The sequence below is a fragment of the Micromonospora sp. CPCC 206171 genome (assembly GCF_036906755.1).
GTDB classification, from domain to species: Bacteria; Actinomycetota; Actinomycetes; order Mycobacteriales; family Micromonosporaceae; genus Micromonospora; species Micromonospora purpureochromogenes.
The window spans coordinates 167,736-188,047 of the sequence record NZ_JBAKHT010000006.1; the positions used below are offsets into that span (position 1 = coordinate 167,736).

Below are 20,312 nucleotides of genomic sequence, written 5' to 3' on the forward strand. Positions count from 1 at the left end.
GGCCGGCACCGGGTACGCGCGGGTCATGCCTGTGCACCGCTCCGCGTTCCGCTTCGACCCGGCCTTCCGGGCCCCGCTGGCGCTGCTCGGCGTACGCCCGGAGACCTCCTGGGTGCTCGTCGACGACGAGGCGCTGGAGATTCGGTACGGACCCTGGCGGCTGCGCACCCCCCGGGCCAACATCACCGGGGCGCGGCTCGACGGGCCGTACCGGTGGTGGCGGACGATCGGGCCGCACCTGTCGTTCGCCGACCAGGGGGTCACCTTCGGCACCAGCACCGCCGCGGGGGTCTGTGTGCAATTCGCCGACGCCGTCCCGGCCCTGGTGCCGGGACCGTGGCCCCGTCACCCGGGCGCCACGGTCACCGTTTCCGACCCGGAGGCCCTGCGGGACGTCCTGGGGGCGCCACCGGGCTGAGAGCAGCGGGCCCGCGCGGTGTCGCGCCCGCGATGATCTCCCGGCTTGCCGGTTCCGCCGAGCGGTGCCGTGGGTACCGCCTACGGTCGGTGCAGGACCGTAGAGAGTGGGACGGGCATGGTGGACGGGCGGGACGGGGCGACGCCACGGCGTACCCGGGGGCGGCGTGGCACGCCGGCGGGTCTCGGGGCCGAGGTGCGGGCGGCCCGCGATCCGCTGCACGGGGAGCGCACCCGATCGGGGTCGGTGACGGTCCCGGAGTGCGTGGAGAGCCACGCCCGCCCCCGCCCGGCGGCCGACCCGCTGCGGCGCTGGCTCTTCGCCCACCAGGTGCAGCCCGCCGGCCCCGAGGCGCAGGAGGGTACGCAGAAGCGCCACCCCTGGTGGCAGGTGATGTGCCTGACCGGCGTCGACTACTTCTCCACCCTGTCGTACCTGCCCGGCATCGCGGCGCTGGCGGCCGGGGCGCTCTCCCCGCTGGCCACCCTGCTCATCGTGGCGCTGACCCTGTTCGGGATGCTGCCGATGTACCGGCGGGTGGCCCGGGAGAGCCCGCACGGGCAGGGCTCGGTGGCGATGCTGGAGCGGCTGCTGCCGTTCTGGCGCGGCAAGATCTTCGTTTTGGTGCTGCTCGGCTTCGTCGCCACCTCGTGGATCATCACGATCACCCTCTCCGCCGCCGACGCGACGGTCCACCTGATCGAGAACCCGTACCTGCCGGCGTCCTTCCCGCACGGCACGGCCGCCGCCGTGGTGGTGACCGTGGTGCTGCTGCTGGTCCTCGGCGGGGTGTTCCTGCTGGGGTTCAGCGAGGCGGTCACCGTGGCCATCCCGCTGGTCGCGGTCTTCCTCGGGCTGAACGCGGTGATCGTGGTCGCCGGGCTGGCCGAGGTGGTCGCGGACCCGCCCCTGGTGGGCGACTGGACGCAGGCGCTGACCGCCGGCGGCACCGGTCTCGGCGAGCTGCTCGGGCCCGCGGTGCTGGCCTTCCCGCTGCTGGTGCTGGGCCTGTCCGGTTTCGAGACCGGGGTCAGCATGATGCCGCTGGTGAAGGGGGCGGGGGCGGACTCCCGGCAGCGCCTGGAGGCGCGGATCCGCAACACCCGCAAGCTGCTCGCCGCCGCCTCGCTGATCATGTCGGTGTACCTGATCGCCACCACGTTCGTCACGACGGTGCTGATCCCGGCGGAGGAGTTTCGGCCGGGCGGCGCCGCCAACGGACGGGCCCTGGCCTGGCTGGCCCACGAACACCTCGGCGAGGCGTTCGGCACGGTCTACGACATCAGCAGCGTGCTGATCCTCTGGTTCGCCGGCGCCTCGGCGATGGCCGGCCTGATCAACATCGTGCCGCGCTACCTGCCGTCGTACGGGATGGCGCCGGAGTGGAGCCGGGCGGTCCGGCCGGTGGTGATCGTCTACACGCTGATCAGCATCTTGATCACGGTCGCCTTCCGGGCGGACGTCAACGCCCAGGCCGGCGCGTACGCCACCGGGATCCTGGCGATGATGGTCTCCGGCTCGGTGGCGGTGACCATCGCGGCCGTGCGGGCCCACCACCGGTTCGCCGGGGCCGGCTTCGGCCTGCTCACCGCCGTCCTGCTCTACGCCCTCGCCGAGAACGTGATCGCGAAGCCGGACGGCATCGCCATCTCGGCCCTGTTCATCGCCGGGATCATCGCCGTCTCGCTGATCTCCCGGGTGTCCCGCACCACCGAGCTGCGGGCGGAGCGGATCGAGTTCGACCCGACCGCCCGGCGGTTCATCGCCGACTCGCTGACCCACGACGGCCGGCTGCACCTGATCGCCAACAAGCGCGACAGCGGGGCGCTCAAGGAGTACCGGGTCAAGGAGCGGGCGCAGCGCGGCATGAACCCGGTACCGGGCGCGGCGGACGTGCTGTTCCTGGAGATCGACGTGGTGGACCCGTCCCAGTTCAGCCAGGTGCTGCGGGTGCACGGTGTCGAGGTCGGCGGCTACCGGGTGCTGCGGGCCAGCAGCCCGGCCGTCCCGAACGCCATCGCCGCCATCCTGCTCGCCCTGCGCGACGGCACCGGCGTACGCCCGCACGCGCACTTCGAGTGGTCCGAGGGCAACCCGCTCGCCCACCTGCTGCGCTACCTCATCCTCGGCCGGGGCGACACGCCGCCGGTGGTCCGGGAGATCATCCGCAAGAGTGAGCCGGACCCGTCGCGCCGGCCGGGCATCCACGTCGGCGGCTGAGCGCACCTAGTGGTGGGTCCGGGCCGCTGGTCAGCCCAGTGATCGCAGCCGCCCGGCCAGGTCGCCGGCGAAGAAGTCGAGGAAGCCGTCCGGGTCGGGGCCGGCGTTCTGCAGGACGATGTGGTCGTAGCCGGCGTCGACGAACGCCTTGACCGCCGCCACGTGCACCTGCGGATCCGGGCCGACGGCGAACTGGCGCCGGATGTGGTGGTCCTCCACCCACGAGGTCGCCGCGTCGAAGTTCGCCGGGTTGGGCAGCTCGCTCATCACCTTCCACCCGGTGATCGCCCACCGGCTGGTCTCCCATGCCGCCCGCACCGCCTGTTCCTCGTCGCCGGCCCAGGCGAGCGGCACCTCGGCGTAGCGGGGTCCGGCGCCGCCGGCCGCCCGGTAGTGCTCGACGATGGACGACTTCGGCTCGGTGACGAACAGGCCGTCGCCCAGCTCGGCCGCCATGGTGGCCGACGACCTGCCGCTGGCCGCCACGGCGATCACCGGCGGGGTCTCCGGCAGGTCGAAGACCCGGGCGTCCTCCAACTGGAGGTGCCTGCCCTCGTACGACTGGTAGCCGCCCTGCCACAGCAGGCGGATGATCTCCAGCGCCTCGCGCAGTCGCTCGTGTCGCCCCCGTACGCTCGGGAAGCCCTGCCCGACCACGTGCTCGTTGAGGCGTTCCCCGGCGCCGACGCCGAGGGTGAACCGGCCGTCGGAGATCAGCGCCATGGTCGCCGCGGCCTGCGCGATGATCGCCGGGTGGTACCGCACGGTGGGGCAGGTGACCCCGGTCGCCAGGCCCAGGCTGCTCGTCCTCGCGGCGATCGCGCCCAGCACGCTCCAGGTGAAGGACGAGTGGCCCTGCACGTCGAGCCAGGGGTGGAAGTGGTCGCTCATCTCCACGAAGTCGAAGCCGGCCTGCTCGGCGCGGACCGCCTGGCGGATGATCTCCTGCGGGGCGTACCCCTCCGAGGCCAGCTTGTAGCCGATCTGCATGCCGCGTCTCCGTCCCGTCCGGCGCTGGGCCGCTGCCCTTCCCGGCCCGTCGGCCGACAAACGCACCCCTCGACCCAGCCTCCTAGGACGCCGTAGGGGTGGTGACGGGCGTGATCGGGAGCGGACACGAAACGGCCCGCGCCCCGGGGTGCGGGCGCGGGCCGGGGGTCGGTGGACCTACTTGGACGGCTCGGGCAGCTTGCAGTCGACCTTCGGGTTGGCGCCGATGTAGTTCAGCGGCCCGGCCACGATGGTCACCAGGATCGTGCCGGCCTCGGCGCAGTTGGTGTCGTCGTTGCTGTAGTAGCCGCGCTGCCCGGCGGCGATCGCGCCGATGAGCAACCAGATGACGACGATGACTCCGAAAATCGATGTGCCGCGCATGGGGTGCCTCCAGGGTCGTGGTGGGTCGAGGTGACGCACTTGTACCCAGACGCGACGAGCGGATAAACGACATCCGGAACGGTCACCGGCGCACCGGCCGGATCAGTGCGGCGGGGACGGGCGCTCCGGCGGCTTGCCCCGGCTGCGCAGGGTGTCCGCGACGGCCACGCCGGCGAGCACCACCATCGCGCCCGCGGCGGCGGAGAGCGGTGGCAGGAAGAGCACCGCCGGGGCGAGGGTCAGCAGCGCCAGCAGCCCGCCGGGGCGCGACAGCGAGACCCGGCTGAACACCTCGTACTCGAAGGCGGACCGGCCGACCAGGAAGAGGGCCGGCCCGCCGAGGATGACCGCCGCCCACGACGGCGGGGTGTGCCCCAGCGGCTCGTGCAGCACCAGGTCGAAGCCGGCCGCCGTGGTCACCACTCCCGCTACCAGGGTCAGGTGGGTGTACGGCGCGCTCAGCAGGAACCGGCTCGGCGCCTGCGCCGCCTGGATCGCGTGCGGCAGCAGTTCACCCGAGCGGTGCACGTAGATCCGCCAGAGCAGCAGGGTGGTGAGGAAGGCGATGGCGAACGCGCTGATGTTCTCCGCCTCGGAGTGCACGCGGCTGAACATGGTGCCGATGACCAGGACGGCGTCGCCGAGCGCGATGATGAAGAACTGCTGGAAGCGCTCCGACAGGTGCTCGGCGGTGACGTTGCGCTGCCGCTCGGGGACCATCCCCAGCCCGGGCACCGGGTACGCCAGCCGGAAGCCGCCGTAGTCGATGGCGAGCGCCAGCGCCCAGAACGCCTCCCGGGCGTGCCCGCTCACCGTGGCGCCGATGATCCAGGGGACCGCGGAGACGGCAAACCAGATGAAGATCCGCGCCGCCCGGCGCTGGGTCGGCCGGTGTCCGCGTACCGTGGGCATGAGGAACAGGCCCCGGCCGAGGTGGATCGCCACGTAGGTGCCGGCGAAGACCATGCCCCGGTCGGTGAAGGCGTGCGGGATGGCCGTGGTCATCAGCAGCGCGCCGAACATCACCGCCGTGACCAACAGTTTGATCTCGGTGCGCTGCGGGTCGTACATGTCGGTGACCAGCGTGGTGATCGCCCAGGTCCACCAGACCGCCATCAGGATGATCAGGGACTGGCCGGCGTGCTGCCAGGTCAGGTCGGTGACCAGGTTATTGGAGATGAGAGCGAGCGCGACGACGTAGACCAGGTCGAAGAAGAGCTCCAGCAGGGTCACCCGGCGGGGCCCCTCGGGGTCACGCACCGGCGCGCCGGTCTGCCGGGCGGGCGGCTCCGGCATGAGTGGCTGCACGTGCTGCTCCTGCGTACCGGGTTTTCGGCGCGGCGGGCCGCGGTCGGCCCGCTCACCGACGGTAGCGACGGCCGCCGGGCGACGTGTCCGGTTCGGCGCTTTCCCGGCGAATCCCGGTTGCCCGTCACCTCGGCGACGAGATGACGGTACGGCTGCCCAGCGCGCCCGGCCACGCCGCGCAGGTGGCCGAGGAGCAGCGCTGGCTGCCGGTGCCCGCCCCCCGCTGCCCGTCCCGATCCCGCTCCCGCAGGGGAGCCCGCCGAGGGCTCTCCGTTGGCGTGGTCAGCCGATGGATAGAGGGGGACAGGCCTGGGTGGAGCCGATCGCCGACCTGACCGCGTTCGCCACCGGGCTCGCCGGCTCCCTCGCGACCCTGCATCGGATCGACGCCACGTCCGGTCCGGCCGCCGAGAGCAGCGCCTGACGCCGGGGGGCCACTTCGGACGTCCGCGCAGGCCCGAGCCGCGATGGCTGGGCGTTGTGCAAGGCGCTGATCACGTTCGACGACCCCGACCCGGCTCGCGCGGCGAAGGCACGGCAGACGCTCGTCGCCATCGCCGAGGAGTACGCCGCCCGGGTCGGTGACGGGCCCCGGGGAAACGGTGTGGGCCGGTGTCCGCGCCGAGGCGCGGACACCGGCCCACGTGGTGCTCAGGCCTGGTCGGCGGCCGGCTCGGGCAGCACCGCACCGGCCTCGGCGCCGGCACCGGCCAGCAGCTTCGCCTGCTGCGGCCAGGTCGCCAGGCTCGGCGCGGCACGCAGCCCGGCGGCCCGGATGGTCTCGCGCAGCGCCGGCTCGTCCAGCTCCGCGAGCTGGCGGTAGGTGCGGATCCCCGCCGCCTGCAACGCGGCGGCCATCTTCGGCCCGACGCCCTGGATCCGGCGGAAGTCGTCCGGCGCGTCGGCGTCCGGCGTCGCCACGGCGTCCGCGTCGGCGGTCGCCGGCTCGTCGGAGGCGACCGGTGCCTCGTCATCCAGCGCGCGGCGGGGAGCGGGGACCACCCGGCTGGCCGGCTCCGCGGCCTCGACCTCGGCCGGGGCGACGGCCTCGACCGGCGTGGCGGGGGCGACAACCTCGGCGTCCACCTTGTGGGCGGTGGTGTCGGGGTCGCTCTGCGTGGCGCCGACCGGCTCCACCGTCCGCTCCTCGTCGGCCTCGACGGCGACGACGTCGGTCCGGTCGTCGCCCGCGTCGAACGCGTCGGTGCGGTCGTCGAGCACGTCGGTGCGATCGGCCGCCACGTCGGCGGCGGCCACGTCGACCGGGCCGGCGACGGTGTCCGTCCGAGCGGTGTCGTCGTCGGCGGTCAGCGGGGTGTGGCTGGCGGCCAGGGACGCGGCGGCGGGCGGGGCGTCGAGGTCGTGCGGGGTGGGCACGTCGATCACGGCGGCGGGCGCCGGCGCGACGTCGACGGTGGCCGCCGGCTGGGGGGTGTCGACGGTGGCGGTCACCGTGGCGGCGGCCTGCTCCTCCTCGGAGAGCCCGACGACCGAGTCACCCTCCACCATGGGCTCCGGCCGCTCGGCGGTCGCCGCGGCCTGCCGGCCGCGGGCCACCCAGCCCCCGGCTCCGCCCAGCACCACGGCCAGGATCACGATCAGCCACTGCCCGAAAGTCGACGGCACGGCAAACCTCCCTCTTGCATATGTCGGTGAAAGTCACGAAGAAAACTCGCCGGCAGCTTCGCACACGCGTATGGCGGACGACAGGGAGGATGGGTCATCGCGATGCAGGTGGGATGCACGGTGTCGGCGGGTGGCGGCGGGATGACCGACGGTACGGAAAGCGGGTGGATCCGGCCGGGTCGCGACGAGGTGGCGTCGTCCGACCCGGCCGGTGGCTCGGTCCTCTTCGGCGTCCGCCCGCTCACCGGGCCGGGCGCGGCGTCGGGACGTCGGCGGCGTCCCAGCGGTAGAAGCACCCGGCGATGGCGTCCCGGGGCGAATGCCAGGTCGGCAGGTACGGGGAGGTGTGCGCGGAGAGTCGTTCGTTGACCTGGAGGTACAGCGGGTGGTTGCGGGCGCCGGCCAGCGCGTCCGGGTCCACGTCCTCGGTCTCCATCAGGTGGACGCACAGGTCGTGCAGGCAGTACAGGGACCGGTGCCGGACGCCGGTCAGGGCGGGCAGTTCGGTGGCGTCGGATTCGGCGAAGATCTGCGCCACCCGGCCCTCCGAGCCCGGGAGGATTCTGCTGACGATCAGTAGACGGCTCATGGGACCCCTCTCGCCGGTGGCGCTCCGTCGAGGTCGGAGCCCACGGACTGGTGTGCGGCCCACCCTGCCGGGACGGCTGTCACCTGACCGTCACGCGTGCCGCGCCGGTGGTGACGGCGGTCAGCCGCCCTGGGGCGCGACCCGGGCGGCCGGCGGTCGCCCGGGGGGGTCGGGTCGCTCCCGGGTGGCGTCGCGGATCGGCGCGAGGGTTTCGTCGAGCAGCGCGGTCATCGCCGCGGACGGTTCCAGCCGCAGCTCCCGCAGCAGCAGGTCGCGGTAGACGTAGAAGGCGTGCACCGCCTCGAAGGCGTTGCCCTCGGCGAGGTGGATGCGCACCACCAGCCGGTGCGGCGTCTCCCGCAGCGGTTCGGCGGCCATCGCCTCCAGCGCGGCCTGCAGCGCCTCCCCGTGCCGGCCGGCCGCCAGGTGGTGGCCGGCCAGGTCCTCCAGCATGTGCAGGCGCAACTGGCGCAGCCGCTCGCGGTCGGCGAGGACCCAGTCGTCGTACCAGCCGGGGAGCAGGTCGTGCCGGCCGGCGGCGAGCGCGGCGGACGGGTCCTCGCCGTGGCGGACCCGGGCGGCCGTGCCGACCAGCGCGTCGACGTCGACCCGGACGACCGGGTCCAGTCGTACCGTGTCGCCGGCGGTGGTGAAGGGGCAGCACGGGTCCTGGCGCAGCCGCCAGAGGGCGGTGCGCAGGGAGGACAACGCCCGGTCCTCCGGCGCGTCCGGCCAGAGCAGGCCCGCGAGGTGGCTGCGGGTGGCGCCGGGGCGCAGCGCGATCAGCGCGATGACCCGTTGCAGCCCGCGGGGGACCACGATCGGGGTGTCGCCGTGCAGCAGCCGGAAGCCGCCGAGCAGGTGCAGCGAGATGTCCGTGCCGGGTGGGCGCCCGGTCGTCGGCATGGACGAATCAGCGGCCACGGCGGCACCCCCTGCGGAACCCGCGTCCCGACTCCTCGTGTGTCCCGGTGCGGCACCCGTGACCGCACTGTCGGGTCGCTGCGCCGTGGCGGTGTCGCCACGGCCACCGGGCTGACCGTGACGAAGATTATCAATTGTGGTCACTCTCGGTCAATGTCGAGGTTCTGTCCGGCGCTCGCCACGCTCTACCGTGAAACACCTTCTGAACTGTGCGCACGCCGTGGCTGCGGGTCTCGCGTCGCACAGCGGTTACACAGCTTGCGTCAACGCACCGTCACGATGCGGCAGCGCCGGTCGGTGCCGGTCGGTGACGCCGGGGTGACGCCGGCGCGCGCATCGTGTCGGCAGTCGTCCGGCTCGCGGCGCGGTCCACACCGCGCCGGCGGCCGTGGGGGGAGGCCCATCCATGGACCGTTCGCTGATCGTCGCGAAGGTGGTACCCAGCGCCGAGGCGCGGGTCGCCGAGATCTTCGCCGAGTCCGACGCGACGGAGCTGCCGCGCCTGGTCGGTGTCCGGCACCGTTCGCTCTACCGGCTGCACGACCTGTACGTGCACCTGTTGGAGACGGAGTCACCGGCGCCGGGCGCGGTCGAGGCGGCCCGGGGGCATCCGGAGTTCGAGCGGGTCAGCGCGCGGCTGCGCCCGTACATCTCGCCGTACCTGCCGACCTGGCGGGAGCCTCGCGACGCGATGGCCCACTGCTTCTACCGCTTCGACGCCGGCGCCCCCGTCGGGCGGCTGCCGTGACCGCCACCGCCCCCCGGGAGGGGGAGCTGTGGTCCCGCTGCGCCGGCTGTGCCTCGCTGCTGTACCGCAAGCGGCTGCGCCGCAACCTGGACGTCTGTCCGGAGTGCGGGGAGCACGCCCGGCTCGCCGCCCCCGAACGGCTGCGCCAGCTGGTGGACCCGGAGTCGTTCACCCCGCTGCCGGACCGGGCGGCGGAGGTGGACCCGATCGACTTCGTCGACGTGCTGTCGTACCCCCACCGGCTCAGCGTGGCCCGGGCCGGCACCGGACTGGCCGAGGCGGTGGTCTGCGGCACCGCGACCATCGGCCGGCACCCGTGCGCGCTGGCCGTGATGGACTTCCGGTTCCTCGGCGGCAGCCTCGGCGCCGCCGTCGGTGAGCTGATCACGCGGGCGGCGGAGCGGGCGCTGGAGGACGGGGTCCCACTGGTCCTGGTGACCGCCTCCGGCGGGGCGCGGATGCAGGAGGGCGCGCTGTCGCTGATGCAGATGGCCACGGTCAGCCAGGCGATCGCCGCGCTGCGCGAGGCCGGGCTGCTCACCGTCAGCGTGCTCACCGATCCGACGTACGGGGGAGTGGCGGCGTCGTTCGCCACCAACACCGACGTGGTGCTGGCCGAGAGCGGCGCCCGGATGGGCTTCGCCGGCCCCCGGGTCATCCGCCAGGTCACCGGCCGGGAGCTCCCGGAGGGCTTCCAGACCGCGGCCTTCCTGCTGCGGCACGGCCAGGTGGACATGGTGGTGCCCCGGCACGCCCTGCGCGCTCGGCTGGTGGCGCTGCTCGCCGCCGCCCGGGCCGGCCGCCGTGCGGCGTCGCGTCCCGCCGTACCCCGGCAGGAGCCCGCCCCCGCCGCGCGCCCGGCCGTCGTCGCGGCTCCGCCCGTGGTCGACGCGGCGCCGGCGGACGCCTGGGAGACGGTACGGCTGGCCCGGCATCCCGGCCGACCGACCACACTGGACTACCTGGACACCGCGTTCGAGGGGTTCGTCGAGCTGCACGGCGACCGGCTGGGCGGGGACTGCCCGGCGGTGGTCGGCGGCCTGGCCCGCCTCGACGGCCGGCACCTGATGGTGATCGGCCACCAGAAGGGCCACACCACCGGTGAGCTGGTGGCCCGCAACTTCGGCATGGCCAGCCCGGCCGGGCACCGCAAGGCGCTGCGGCTGATGCGGCTCGCCGCCCGCCTCGGCCTGCCGGTGGTCACCCTGGTGGACACCCCGGGGGCCGATCCGGGCGTGGGCGCGGAGGAGCAGGGGCAGGCGGCGGCGATCGCGGAGAACATCCTCTCCCTCAGCATGCTGCCCACCCCGGTGGTCGCGGTGATCACCGGTGAGGGCGGCAGCGGCGGGGCCCTCGCGCTGGCCGTCGCCGACCGGGTGCTGATGCTGCAGCACGCCGTCTACTCGGTGATCAGCCCGGAGGGCTGTGCGGCCATCCTCTGGCCGGACCGGGGGGCCGCTCCGCAGGCCGCCCGCGCGCTGCGGCTCACCGCCCCCGACCTGTGCCGGCTCGGCGTCGTCGACGACCTCGTCCCCGAGCCGGTCCCGGCGGCGCACCACGATCCGGAGGCGGCCGCCCGCGCGCTGCGGGAGGCGGTGCTGACGCACCTGCTGCCGCTGCTCGACGTGCCGCCCGCCACCCTGGTGCGCCGCCGTCGCCAGCGCTTCCGGCGCTTCGGCGCGGCCCGCGCCGGCGCCCGGGCGGGTGCCCGGTGAGCGCCGGGACGGTCCCGGCCGGCGCGCCGTCGGCCGCCGACGGCGCGGAGGCGGCGCACGAGGTGGACGCCGTGCTGGCCGGCCTGCGCCGGCACGCCCGGCAGCTCGTCGCCGAGGTCGCCGGCCCGGTACGCCGGGTGCGGCTGCGCAGCGGTGACACGGTGCTGGAGGTGGAGTGGCACGACGCCGCCGCCGGTCAGGGAGTCGCCGCGACGGAGACCGGCCGGGCCTCCGACGCCCCGGCGGTGGTCCCCGTCGCCCCGCCGCCGGCCCCGCGGCCCGCCCCGTCGGCCGGCCGGATCGAGGTGCGCTCGCCGATGGTCGGCACCTTCTACCGCGCGCCCGAGCCGGGTGCCGCGCCCTTCGTCACCGTCGGTGACGTGGTCCGGCCCGGACAGGTGGTCGGGATCGTCGAGGCGATGAAGCTGATGAACGAGGTCACCGCCGAGCGGGCCGGGCGGGTGACCGAGGTCCTGGTCGACGACGGTCGACCGGTGGAGTACGACCAGCCGCTGGTCGCGCTGGATCCGGCCTGAGGTGGTGGGGATGTTCGAGAAGGTGCTCATCGCCAACCGGGGTGAGATCGCGCTGCGGGTGCTGCGCGCGTGCCGGGAACTGGGCGTGCGGACGGCGGTGGTCTACTCCACCGCGGACGCCGACTCGGCCCCGGTCCGGCTGGCCGACGAGGCGGTCCTGATCGGACCGGCGTCGAGCCGGCGCAGCTACCTCAACGCCGCCGCCATCGTGGAGGCCGCCCGCCTGGTCGGGGCGCAGGCCGTGCACCCCGGCTACGGGTTCCTCTCCGAGGACGCCGACTTCGCCGAGATCTGCGCCGACAACGGGCTGGTCTTCATCGGCCCGCCGCCGCAGGTGATGGCCGCGCTCGGGGACAAGTCCTCGGCCCGGGCGCTGATGAGCCGGGCGGGGCTGCCGTTGCCACCGGGCAGCGTCAGCCCGGTGCCGACCGCCGAACGGGCCGCCGAGGTCGCCGCCGAGGTGGGCTACCCGGTGATCGTGAAGGCGGCGGCCGGCGGCGGCGGCCGGGGGATGACCGTGGTCCGGTGCCCGGCCGAGCTGCCCCGGGCGTACGCGCGGACCCGCGCGGCGGCCCAGGCGGCCTTCGGCGACGACCGGGTGTACGTCGAGCGCTACCTGACCGAGGCCCGGCACGTCGAGGTGCAACTGCTCTGCGACGGGCACGGCAACGGCGTGCACCTGGGCACCCGGGACTGCTCGGTGCAGCGGCGGCACCAGAAGCTGGTGGAGGAGGCCCCCGCGCCGGCGCTGTCCGCCCGGACGCTGGAGACGATCGCGGAGACCGCCCTGCGCGGCGCGCTCGAGGTCGGCTTCACCGGCGCCGGCACGATGGAGTTCCTGGTGGACGCCGAGGAGGCGTTCCACTTCCTGGAGATCAACTGCCGGATCCAGGTCGAACACCCGGTCACCGAGATGATCACCGGGATCGACCTGGTCCACGAGCAGCTGCACATCGCCGCCGGGCTGCCGTTGCGGCTGCGGCAGGAGGACGTCCGGCCGCACGGGGTGGCGGTGGAGTGCCGGGTCAACGTCGAGGACCCCGACCGTGACTTCGCGCCGACCCCGGGCCGGCTGGAGCGCTTCCTGCCGCCCGGCGGCCCGTTCACCCGGGTCGACACCCACGGGCATCCCGGCTACCTGGTCGGGCCGTACTACGACTCGCTGCTGGCGAAGGTGGCGGTCTGGGCGCCGGACCGGGAGCTGGCGTTGAACCGGCTGGAACGCGCCCTGGAGGAGTTCGACATCGCCGGGCCGGGGGTGCGCACCACCATCCCGTTCGTCCGGCGGGTGCTCGACGACCCCGCCTTCCGCAAGGGCCGCTACACCACCTCCCTGGTCGACCGCCTGCTCGCCGAACGGCAGCCGACCGGGGTCACCCCGCCGCCGCCCACGGTCGCCGTCGCACCCGAGGCGGGCCCGCCGGCGGCATCGTCGGCCGGAGCCGGCGCGCCGCGGTCCGCGGCCGGCGCGCCGGCGGCACCGGCCGCGCCACCACCCCCGGCGCTCCCCGCCGCGCGTCCCGCCGTCGTCGGGGCGGCGCTCCCGGCACGACCCGGCGGGACCGTACCCGGACCCCGTCCCACCGCCCGTCCGGTCGCCGCCACCGCGGCGCCGGCCACCGACCAGTGCTGACCGCTTCCGAGGAGGACCCCGATGACCGTCACCCACGGCCAGCCGCTCACCACCGAGATCACCGACATCCTGGTGGCGCACTGCGGCCTGGACGCCGACGCGGCCGCCCGCGCCCCCGCCGCCTCGCTGGAGGAGCTGGGCATGGACTCGCTGGCCCTGCTGGAACTCTCCGCCGTGGTGGCCGACCGGTGGCGGGTGCAGATCCCCGAGCAGGCCGGGCAGCTCAGCATCCCCGCCGTCGCCGACCTGGTCGCCCGCCGTGCCCAGCCACCCGGCCACACCGAGAACAGCATCGTCATCGCCGCGCCGCTGCCGCTGGTCTGGGAGATCACCAACGACGTGGCGCGCTGGACCGACCTGTTCACCGAGTACGCCGCGGTGGAGATCCTGCACCAGGAGGGCGACACCGTCCGCTTCCGGCTCACCATGCACCCCGACGAGAACGGGATCGCCTGGAGCTGGGTCAGCGAACGCACCGCCGACCCGGCCGGCCGCCAGGTGCGGGCGCACCGGGTGGAGACCGGGCCGTTCGAGTACATGCGGATCCACTGGCGCTACACCGAGGAACCCGAGGGCGTCCGGATGACCTGGGTGCAGGACTTCGCGATGAAGCCGACCGCGCCGGTGGACAACGCCGGCATGACCGCCCGGATCAACGCCAACAGCCGGGTGCAGCTGGCCGTCATCAAGGAGCGCGTCGAGCGGGCGTACGCGGGAGGCGACGATGAGTGAGATCACCACCGGACTGGTCGCCGCCCGCGACGTGACCGCCGACCGGCGGCGCGGCGGGGAGCTGCGGGTGCTGCTCGGCCCGAAGACCGTCGGCAGCACGTCGGGTTTCATGGGGGTGGCGGCGCTCGCGTCCGGTGAGCGGATCGCCGAGCACTACCACCCCTACAGCGAGGAGTTCCTGTACGTCGCGCGGGGTGCGATCACCGTCGACCTGGACGACGAGCCGGTGGAGCTGGCGGCCGGCGAGGCGTTGTTCGTGCCCCGCAACGTCCGGCACCGGCTGCGCAACACCGGCGACGAGCCCGCCGAGGTGGTCTTCCACCTCGGCCCCCTCGCGCCCCGCCCGGAACTCGGCCACGTCGACACCGAACTGGTCGAGCAGCGGGGCGCGTCGTGACCGGGCGCCGCACGGTCGTCACCGGCGTCGGGGTGGTCGCGCCGGGCGGCGCCACCCGGGACAGGTTCTGGAAGACCGTCACCGAGGGGCGGACGGCGACGAGGCGGATCAGCTTCTTCGACCCGTCGCCGTTCCGCTCCCAGATCGCCGCCGAGTGCGACTTCGACGCCGACGCCGCCGGGCTCACCCTCGCCGAGCGGCAGCGCGCCGACCGGTACGTGCAGTTCGCCCTGGCCTGCTCGGCCGAGGCGCTGGCCGACAGCGGCCTGGACCTCACCGACGCCGACCGGGAGGTGGCCGGGGTGGTGCTCGGCACCGCCGTCGGCGGCACCATGGCCCTGGAACAGGAGTACGTCCGGGTCAGCGACTCGGGCCGGCACTGGCTGGTCGACCACGCCCTCGGCGGGCCGTACCTCTACCAGGCCCTGGTGCCGAGCAGCCTGGCCGCCGACGTGGCCTGCCGGCACGGGCTGCACGGCCCCGCCCAGGTGATCTCCACCGGCTGCACCTCCGGCATCGACGCCATCGGGTACGCCCACCAGCTGATCGTCGACGGCGAGGCCGACGTGGTGCTCGCCGGGGCCGCCGACTCGCCCATCTCCCCGGTCACCGTCGCCTCGTTCGACGCGATCAAGGCGACCAGCCCGGACAACGACGACCCGGCGCACGCCTCCCGGCCGTTCGACGCCGACCGGCACGGCTTCGTCCTCGCCGAGGGCGCCGCGGTGCTGGTGCTGGAGGAGTGGGAACACGCCCGCCGGCGCGGCGCGCACGTCTACTGCGAACTGGCCGGGTACGCCAGCCGCAGCAACGGCTTCCACATGACCGGGCTGCGGCCCGACGGGGTCGAGATGGCGCTGGCCATCAGCGACACGCTGCGGCAGGCGCGGCTGTCCCCGTCGGACGTCTCCTACATCAGCGCGCACGGTTCCGGCACCCGGCAGAACGACCGGCACGAGACGGCGGCGTTCAAGCGGGCACTCGGCGAGGCGGCCTATCGGGTGCCGGTCAGCTCGATCAAGAGCATGGTCGGGCACTCGCTCGGCGCGATCGGCTCGATCGAGATGGCCGCCTGCGCCCTGGCGATCGAGTACGGCGTGGTGCCGCCCACCGCCAACTGGGCCACCCGGGACCCCGAGTGCGACCTGGACTACGTGCCCAACGTGGCCCGGGAGACGCCGGTGGACGTGGCGCTCTCGGTGGGTAGCGGCTTCGGCGGCTTCCAGTCCGCGATGCTGTTCCGCCGGCTGGCGGTGGCGGCGTGACCGGCCCGGGCGGGGTGAGCGCCCGGGCGGTGGTCACCGGCATCGGGGTGGTGGCGCCCAGCGGAATCGGCGTCGACGCGCACTGGCGCACGGTGCGCGACGGCATCCGGCGCACCGGCCCGATCACCCTGTTCGACCCGGCGAGCTACCCGACCCGGGTCGCCGGCGAGGTGGCCGACTTCGACGCGGCGGCGTACGTCGAGAACCGGCAGCTGGTGCAGACCGACCGGTGGACCCACCTCGGCTTCGCCGCCACCCGGCTGGCGCTGGCCGACGCCGGGCTGCCCGAGCGGGCCCCCGATCCGTACGGGTGGGCGGTCACCCTGGCGAGCTCGTCCGGGGGCAACCTGTTCGGGCAGCGGGAGCTGCAACGGCTCTGGGGCGGGCCGACCCGCACCGTCGGGGCGTACCAGTCGATCGCCTGGTTCTACGCCGCCAGCGTCGGGCAGCTCTCCATCCACCACCAGTTCAAGGGCCCGTGCGGAGTGCTGGTCGCCGAGACCGCCGGCGGCCTGGACAGCCTGGCCCACGCGGTGCGCACGGTGCGCCGGGGCACCCCGGTGGTGATCGCCGGGGCGACCGAGTGCCCGCTGAGCCCGTACGCGCTGGCCTGCCAGCTCCGCTCCGGGCTGCTCAGCGACGGCGCCGACCCGGAGGCGGCGTACCGGCCGTTCGACCGCTCGGCCGGCGGGTACGTGCCCGCCGAGGGCGGGGCGGTCTTCGTGGTGGAGGAACTGGGCCACGCGCTGGCCCGGGGCGCCCGGATCTACGGCGAGGTCAGCGGGTGGGCGGCCACCCACGACGCCGCGCACACCGGCCCGGACACCGCCGGCGACCCGGACCAGTACGCCCGGGCGATGCGGCTGGCCCTGGACCGGGCCGGCGCCACCGCCGACGAGGTGGACGTGGTGCTGCCCGACGCGCTGGGGGTGCCCCGCTACGACCGCGGCGAGGCCGAGGCGCTGCGCACCGTCTTCGGTGACCGGCCGCCGCCGGTGACCACCCAGAAGGCGCTGACCGGCCGGGCCCACCAGGGCGGCTCGGCGCTGGACGTGGCCACCGCGCTGCTCGCCTTCCGGCACGACGAGCTGCCCGCGTCGGCCGGGCCCCGGGAGCCGGCGCCCGGCTGCGAGCTGGACTTCCTGCGTACGCCACGGCAGCCGCGCCACCGGGTGGCCCTGGTGGGCGCGCGCGGCTTCGACGGGTTCAACAGCGCGCTGGTGCTGCGCGGGGCGCCACCGGCGCCGAGAGCGTCGCAGGAGTAGCGGACCCCGGGGCGCGCCGACGCCGCTGCCCAACGAACCCCGAGGTGGCCCGCCGCCCACGGGCATGGCGGAGGATCGCGGGCATGGCGTACCTGTTCCTGCTGCTCGCGATCTCCGCCGAGGTGTTCGGCACCAGCCTGCTCAAGGCCACCGACGGATTCACCCGGCTCTGGCCGACGCTCGGCCTCGCCGGGTCGTACCTGGCGGCGTTCCTGCTGCTCGCCCTGGCGGTGCGGGACATCCCGGTCGGGGTGGCGTACGCCGTGTGGTCCGGCCTCGGCACCGCGGCGATCGTGGCCATCGGCGCGGTCTTCCTCGGCGAGCCGCTGAGCGTGACCAAGGTGGTCGGCGTCGGCCTGGTCATCGCCGGCGTGGTGGTGCTCAACCTCGGCGGCGCGCACTGAGCAGGGTGCCGTCGATCGCCGATCCGGATCACGTGCCCCGCCGGCGGAGCGGGCCGGTGACCGGCCGCGGCACTAGGCTCGAGGCCATGCAGGACGCCGCCCTCCAGGGCGCCCAGGTGCCCTCCCGCGACGCGATCCTCGACGCCGCCACGGCACTGATGGCGCGGCTCGGCTACGCCGGTACCTCCATCTCGAAGATCTCCGCCGCCTCGGGGGCACCGGTCAGCTCGATCTACTGGCACTTCGGCAGCAAGGACGGGATCTACCTCGCGGTGCTCCGCCGTGCCCGCCACCACCTCGTCGGCTCGCTGCCGGCGACCCGGCCGGTTGGCGACACGATGGGGGAGCGGCTCGCCGCGTTCCTCGACGGCGCCGGCGTCGCGTTCGAGCATCATCCCCACGACCTACGGCTGCTGCTCGGTCTCGGCATGCTTGAGGAGGGCATGGGGGCCGCGGCCATCGCGGAGCTGCGGCAGTACCGGTTGGACCTGCGGCAGTGGGCCACCGATTCGCTCGGCCACGTCTTCGGCCTCGCCGACCGGCCGGCCGTCGCCGACGAACTCGCCCGTTTCATGCTGAGCGTGGTCGGCGGGACCGCGATGGCGCGCTGGTTCGACGGTCCGGTGACGCCGCTGCCCGTACCGCAGCTGCGCGTCGCCCTGCTGGCGCTGGCCCGCCATCACGGGCTGCCGGTGGGTGAGGATCGGGCGTAGGCAGGCAGGACTTCAGGCTCGGGTGCGAAGCCGAGCACCCGGTTCGTGCCGTCGGCCCGCCCGTCGTCACCCGGTCCCGTCGAGTCCCGGGCACTCCCCAGCGGTTCCCTCCGCCGGGTCGGCACCTCGCCATCCATTGACATCGATCGCTGTGGTGGCCATCCTGGCAGATGCCAGTTACCGAACGGTCAGTAGCCATATTTGTCCGATATGGAGCCGTTCGGAGGGATCCCCCAAGGAGGACATGGTGTCTGTACGTAGGCTGACATTGACAGTGGCCCTCGCGGTCGCCGTCGCCGGTACCGCGGTCGTCGACATTCCTGCCGCGAGCGCCGGGGACGGTCGCGAGCAGCAGGTCGAGGCGACCGAGACGAGGACCATCCGGTACGGTCCGTGGACTCTTCCCGCCGCCACCGGCCACACCCACGACGAGATGGGGACCACCGGGAACCGACTGGACCTCAACATCGCCAAGCCGTGCGAGCAGTGCATGGTGACGGCGATCAAGCCGAACCTGGTGTACGAGGACGGCCGCAACGCGAACGTCAACACCGGTCCGATGCTGCACCACGCGGTCATCGGCCAGCTCGGCGAGCCGGACCTGGTGTGCCGGCTCGGCGGACTGGGTCCGAAACGCGTGTTCTCGACGGGCAACGAACGGACCCCGGTGACGTTGCCGGCCGGCTACGGCATGCGGATCGACCGGGGCGACCGCTGGAGCATGGTGTACGACCTGATGAACCACGCCCACGAGGAGAAGAGCGTCTACATCTCCCTCGAGTACACCTACGTCACCGGCGAGGCCGCGCGGCAACTGACGCCGGTCACCCCGATGTGGTTGGACGTGGTCAGCTGCCTCAACCCCACCTTCGACGTCCCCGCCGGGAGTACCACCCGAACCGCACGATGGACGTCGACGGTGAACGGTCGGATCGTCTACCTGAAGGGTCACCTGCACCACGGCGGCAGGACCATCACGACCACCAACGTCACCACGGGTCAACGAATATGCGCGGTCACCGTGGTGTCAGGTGGCTCACCGGAGTTCATCGACCCCCACGGCAACCCGGAGATCTCCAGCGCCCCACCCTGCGCCGGCTCTCCGATCACGACCATCCGCCGGGGTGATGTCCTGGAGGTCGCGGCCCACTACGTCGCCGACCATCCCCACGAGAACGTCATGGGCATCATGACCGGCTGGATCGCGAAGGACTGACGGCGCGATCGACGGGCCTCGGGTGGGCGGGCCGGCGCGGTGTACGGCCCGCCCACGCCCCTCCGGCGTCATCCACCAACCGACGGTTCCGACCTGCGGAGAGTGCCATGTCAGCTCTGGATGGGAGCGCCCCCGTCACCCGGTCGCGCCGCTCCCGGCCCTGGCGCCGGACCACGTGCTACCTGCTGGCGCTGGCGCTGTTGGTCGTCTGGACGGCGATGTTCCTCGTCGCCCCGCACCTGCGCGCCGGTGCGGGCGTCCGGCAGGTCGCGCTCTTCGCCCACCTCGCCGCGATGGTGCTGGGCTTCGGCGCGGTGCTGACGCTGGACTGGTTCGCTCTGCTGTGGCTGCTGGGGCGCCGGGAGCTGGCGACCGTCGTGCAGGTCGCGTACGGCGTCCACACGCCGGTCTGGCTCGGCCTGGGCGGCCTGACGGCCAGCGGTGTGGTGCTCGCCCCCGACACGTCCGCACCGTGGACCGTGGTCAAACTGGTCGCCGTGCTGGCCGTAGCGATCAACGGTCTCTGCGCCCGGCAGGTGCAGGAGCGGTTGGCGGAACTGCACGGAAACGCCCCACCGCGCAGGGTCCTGCTGGCGGCGAGCCTGGTCATGGTGACCTCCCAGGCCGGCTGGTGGACCGCCACCGCCGTCGGATTTCTCAACGCTCAGCGGTGACGGTGAGTTGCCGCAGGCACTACACCTGCCGCAGGAAGAGCAGGGCGAAGGCGGCGGCGAGCGCAGCGCACCCGGTGACGCTGATGGTGCGAAGTCGTCCGGACAGGTCGGCGTCCCAGCCCTCGACCGCCCCGGAGGCGCGGCGGATGAGCGGGGTGGCGGCGCGCCCCGCCCCGAAACCGACACCGGCGAGTACGGCGAACTCCAGGCGCTGACCGGCGAAAAGGACCGCGACCGCGAGCACGTACGGGGCGGTGGCCGACAGGTACGTCCGCACGCCGGTGCCGAGTTCGAAGCCGAATCGCAGCGCTCCGCGCCGCGGGCTGGGTCGCAGCACGTCCTGCGGCACCTGACGGGCATTCTGCGGCAGGGGAATACTCACCACCTTGGCGTCCCGGAGCACTCCCAGCAGCGCCACCGCCACGACGGCCGCGTACCGCCAGGACGCCGGCAGCGGCGCCGACAGCCCGGAGAGCATCCCGAGGACCACCCCGCTGAGCAGGCCACCGGCCAACAGCCCCAGGAGGAACAGGGTGAGGAGCTTCCCCTGCGGAT

At 74.0% G+C, this 20,312-nt stretch carries 21 protein-coding genes and 1 pseudogene; 15 read left to right on the forward strand and 7 right to left on the reverse strand.

Features of this window, described 5'->3' with window-relative positions; translation table 11 throughout:
* Positions 1-25 precede the first annotated feature (25 nt).
* Together V6U89_RS10480 and V6U89_RS10485 are read left to right on the forward strand one after the other, a co-directional pair.
* Entirely contained in the window at positions 26-418 is a 393-nt protein-coding gene (locus V6U89_RS10480) for a hypothetical protein (RefSeq protein ID WP_334570634.1), read from the forward strand.
* 117 nt (positions 419-535) lie between these two features.
* Complete coding sequence (locus tag V6U89_RS10485) at positions 536-2,638, forward strand: amino acid transporter (RefSeq protein ID WP_334570636.1); 2,103 nt, start codon at positions 536-538, stop codon at positions 2,636-2,638.
* Between the two features lie 30 nt (positions 2,639-2,668).
* On the opposite strand, the gene V6U89_RS10490 is transcribed toward V6U89_RS10485, so the two are convergent.
* The 3 genes from V6U89_RS10490 to V6U89_RS10500 all read right to left on the reverse strand — a co-directional run bounded on the left by V6U89_RS10490 (position 2,669) and on the right by V6U89_RS10500 (position 5,320).
* Positions 2,669-3,628, reverse strand: coding sequence for a TIGR03557 family F420-dependent LLM class oxidoreductase (locus V6U89_RS10490; RefSeq protein ID WP_334570637.1), 960 nt, complete (start codon positions 3,626-3,628; stop codon positions 2,669-2,671).
* A gap of 177 nt (positions 3,629-3,805) precedes the next feature.
* On the reverse strand, positions 3,806-4,012 hold the full coding sequence (locus V6U89_RS10495; protein WP_154936417.1) for a hypothetical protein: 207 nt from the start codon (positions 4,010-4,012) through the stop codon (positions 3,806-3,808).
* A gap of 102 nt (positions 4,013-4,114) precedes the next feature.
* Entirely contained in the window at positions 4,115-5,320 is a 1,206-nt protein-coding gene (locus V6U89_RS10500; protein ID WP_334570639.1) for a low temperature requirement protein A, read from the reverse strand.
* A 289-nt stretch (positions 5,321-5,609) separates the two neighbouring features.
* On the opposite strand from V6U89_RS10500, the gene V6U89_RS10505 reads away from it, so the two are divergent.
* Positions 5,610-5,744, forward strand: coding sequence for a hypothetical protein (locus V6U89_RS10505; RefSeq protein WP_334570640.1), 135 nt, complete (start codon positions 5,610-5,612; stop codon positions 5,742-5,744).
* Between the two features lie 227 nt (positions 5,745-5,971).
* Here V6U89_RS10505 and V6U89_RS10510 read toward each other — a convergent pair whose 3' ends face one another.
* The 3 genes from V6U89_RS10510 to V6U89_RS10520 all read right to left on the reverse strand — a co-directional run bounded on the left by V6U89_RS10510 (position 5,972) and on the right by V6U89_RS10520 (position 8,459).
* Positions 5,972-6,946, reverse strand: coding sequence for a hypothetical protein (locus V6U89_RS10510; protein WP_334570642.1), 975 nt, complete (start codon positions 6,944-6,946; stop codon positions 5,972-5,974).
* Positions 6,947-7,187: 241 nt separating this feature from the next.
* The gene (locus V6U89_RS10515) at positions 7,188-7,535 is read right to left on the reverse strand and encodes a TcmI family type II polyketide cyclase (protein ID WP_334570643.1); all 348 of its coding nucleotides are present in this window, start codon (positions 7,533-7,535) and stop codon (positions 7,188-7,190) included.
* 120 nt (positions 7,536-7,655) lie between these two features.
* Positions 7,656-8,459 carry an AfsR/SARP family transcriptional regulator gene (locus V6U89_RS10520; RefSeq protein WP_375155170.1) on the reverse strand — a complete coding sequence of 268 codons (804 nt, stop codon included), beginning with the start codon at positions 8,457-8,459 and terminating at the stop codon, positions 7,656-7,658.
* 406 nt (positions 8,460-8,865) lie between these two features.
* On the opposite strand from V6U89_RS10520, the gene V6U89_RS10525 reads away from it, so the two are divergent.
* The 12 genes and pseudogenes from V6U89_RS10525 (at position 8,866) to V6U89_RS10580 (ending at position 19,757) form a co-directional block, all read left to right on the forward strand.
* Positions 8,866-9,207, forward strand: coding sequence for a TcmI family type II polyketide cyclase (locus V6U89_RS10525; protein ID WP_334570644.1), 342 nt, complete (start codon positions 8,866-8,868; stop codon positions 9,205-9,207).
* The gene (locus V6U89_RS10530; protein ID WP_334570645.1) at positions 9,204-10,922 is read left to right on the forward strand and encodes an acetyl-CoA carboxylase carboxyltransferase subunit alpha; all 1,719 of its coding nucleotides are present in this window, start codon (positions 9,204-9,206) and stop codon (positions 10,920-10,922) included. Before V6U89_RS10525 ends, V6U89_RS10530 begins: the two co-directional genes overlap by 4 nt.
* Positions 10,919-11,458 (forward strand): acetyl-CoA carboxylase biotin carboxyl carrier protein, encoded by a 540-nt coding sequence (gene accB / locus V6U89_RS10535; RefSeq protein WP_334570647.1) that lies wholly within the window; start codon positions 10,919-10,921, stop codon positions 11,456-11,458. The genes V6U89_RS10530 and accB overlap by 4 nt, the downstream gene beginning before the upstream one ends.
* 10 nt (positions 11,459-11,468) lie before the next feature.
* Positions 11,469-12,815, forward strand: a pseudogene (locus V6U89_RS10540) (acetyl-CoA carboxylase biotin carboxylase subunit); the annotation flags it as partial.
* A 297-nt stretch (positions 12,816-13,112) separates the two neighbouring features.
* Positions 13,113-13,823, forward strand: coding sequence for an SRPBCC family protein (locus V6U89_RS10545; RefSeq protein ID WP_334570649.1), 711 nt, complete (start codon positions 13,113-13,115; stop codon positions 13,821-13,823).
* On the forward strand, positions 13,816-14,220 hold the full coding sequence (locus V6U89_RS10550) for a cupin domain-containing protein (protein WP_154936425.1): 405 nt from the start codon (positions 13,816-13,818) through the stop codon (positions 14,218-14,220). Before V6U89_RS10545 ends, V6U89_RS10550 begins: the two co-directional genes overlap by 8 nt.
* Entirely contained in the window at positions 14,217-15,485 is a 1,269-nt protein-coding gene (locus V6U89_RS10555; RefSeq protein WP_334570651.1) for a beta-ketoacyl-[acyl-carrier-protein] synthase family protein, read from the forward strand. Before V6U89_RS10550 ends, V6U89_RS10555 begins: the two co-directional genes overlap by 4 nt.
* Before the next feature lie 14 nt (positions 15,486-15,499).
* The gene (locus tag V6U89_RS10560) at positions 15,500-16,750 is read left to right on the forward strand and encodes a beta-ketoacyl synthase N-terminal-like domain-containing protein (protein ID WP_334570720.1); all 1,251 of its coding nucleotides are present in this window, start codon (positions 15,500-15,502) and stop codon (positions 16,748-16,750) included.
* A gap of 83 nt (positions 16,751-16,833) precedes the next feature.
* Positions 16,834-17,154, forward strand: a complete 321-nt coding sequence (locus tag V6U89_RS10565; RefSeq protein ID WP_154936427.1) for a DMT family transporter — start codon at positions 16,834-16,836, stop codon at positions 17,152-17,154.
* A gap of 86 nt (positions 17,155-17,240) precedes the next feature.
* The gene (locus tag V6U89_RS10570) at positions 17,241-17,867 is read left to right on the forward strand and encodes a TetR/AcrR family transcriptional regulator (protein ID WP_334570652.1); all 627 of its coding nucleotides are present in this window, start codon (positions 17,241-17,243) and stop codon (positions 17,865-17,867) included.
* Positions 17,868-18,018: 151 nt separating this feature from the next.
* Positions 18,019-19,083 (forward strand): hypothetical protein, encoded by a 1,065-nt coding sequence (locus V6U89_RS10575; protein WP_334570654.1) that lies wholly within the window; start codon positions 18,019-18,021, stop codon positions 19,081-19,083.
* A 107-nt stretch (positions 19,084-19,190) separates the two neighbouring features.
* Positions 19,191-19,757 carry a hypothetical protein gene (locus V6U89_RS10580; protein WP_334570655.1) on the forward strand — a complete coding sequence of 189 codons (567 nt, stop codon included), beginning with the start codon at positions 19,191-19,193 and terminating at the stop codon, positions 19,755-19,757.
* Between the two features lie 19 nt (positions 19,758-19,776).
* Here V6U89_RS10580 and V6U89_RS10585 read toward each other — a convergent pair whose 3' ends face one another.
* A complete protein-coding gene (locus V6U89_RS10585; RefSeq protein ID WP_334570656.1) occupies positions 19,777-20,271 on the reverse strand; it encodes a hypothetical protein in 495 nt (164 codons plus the stop codon).
* Between the last annotated feature and the right edge of the window lie 41 nt (positions 20,272-20,312).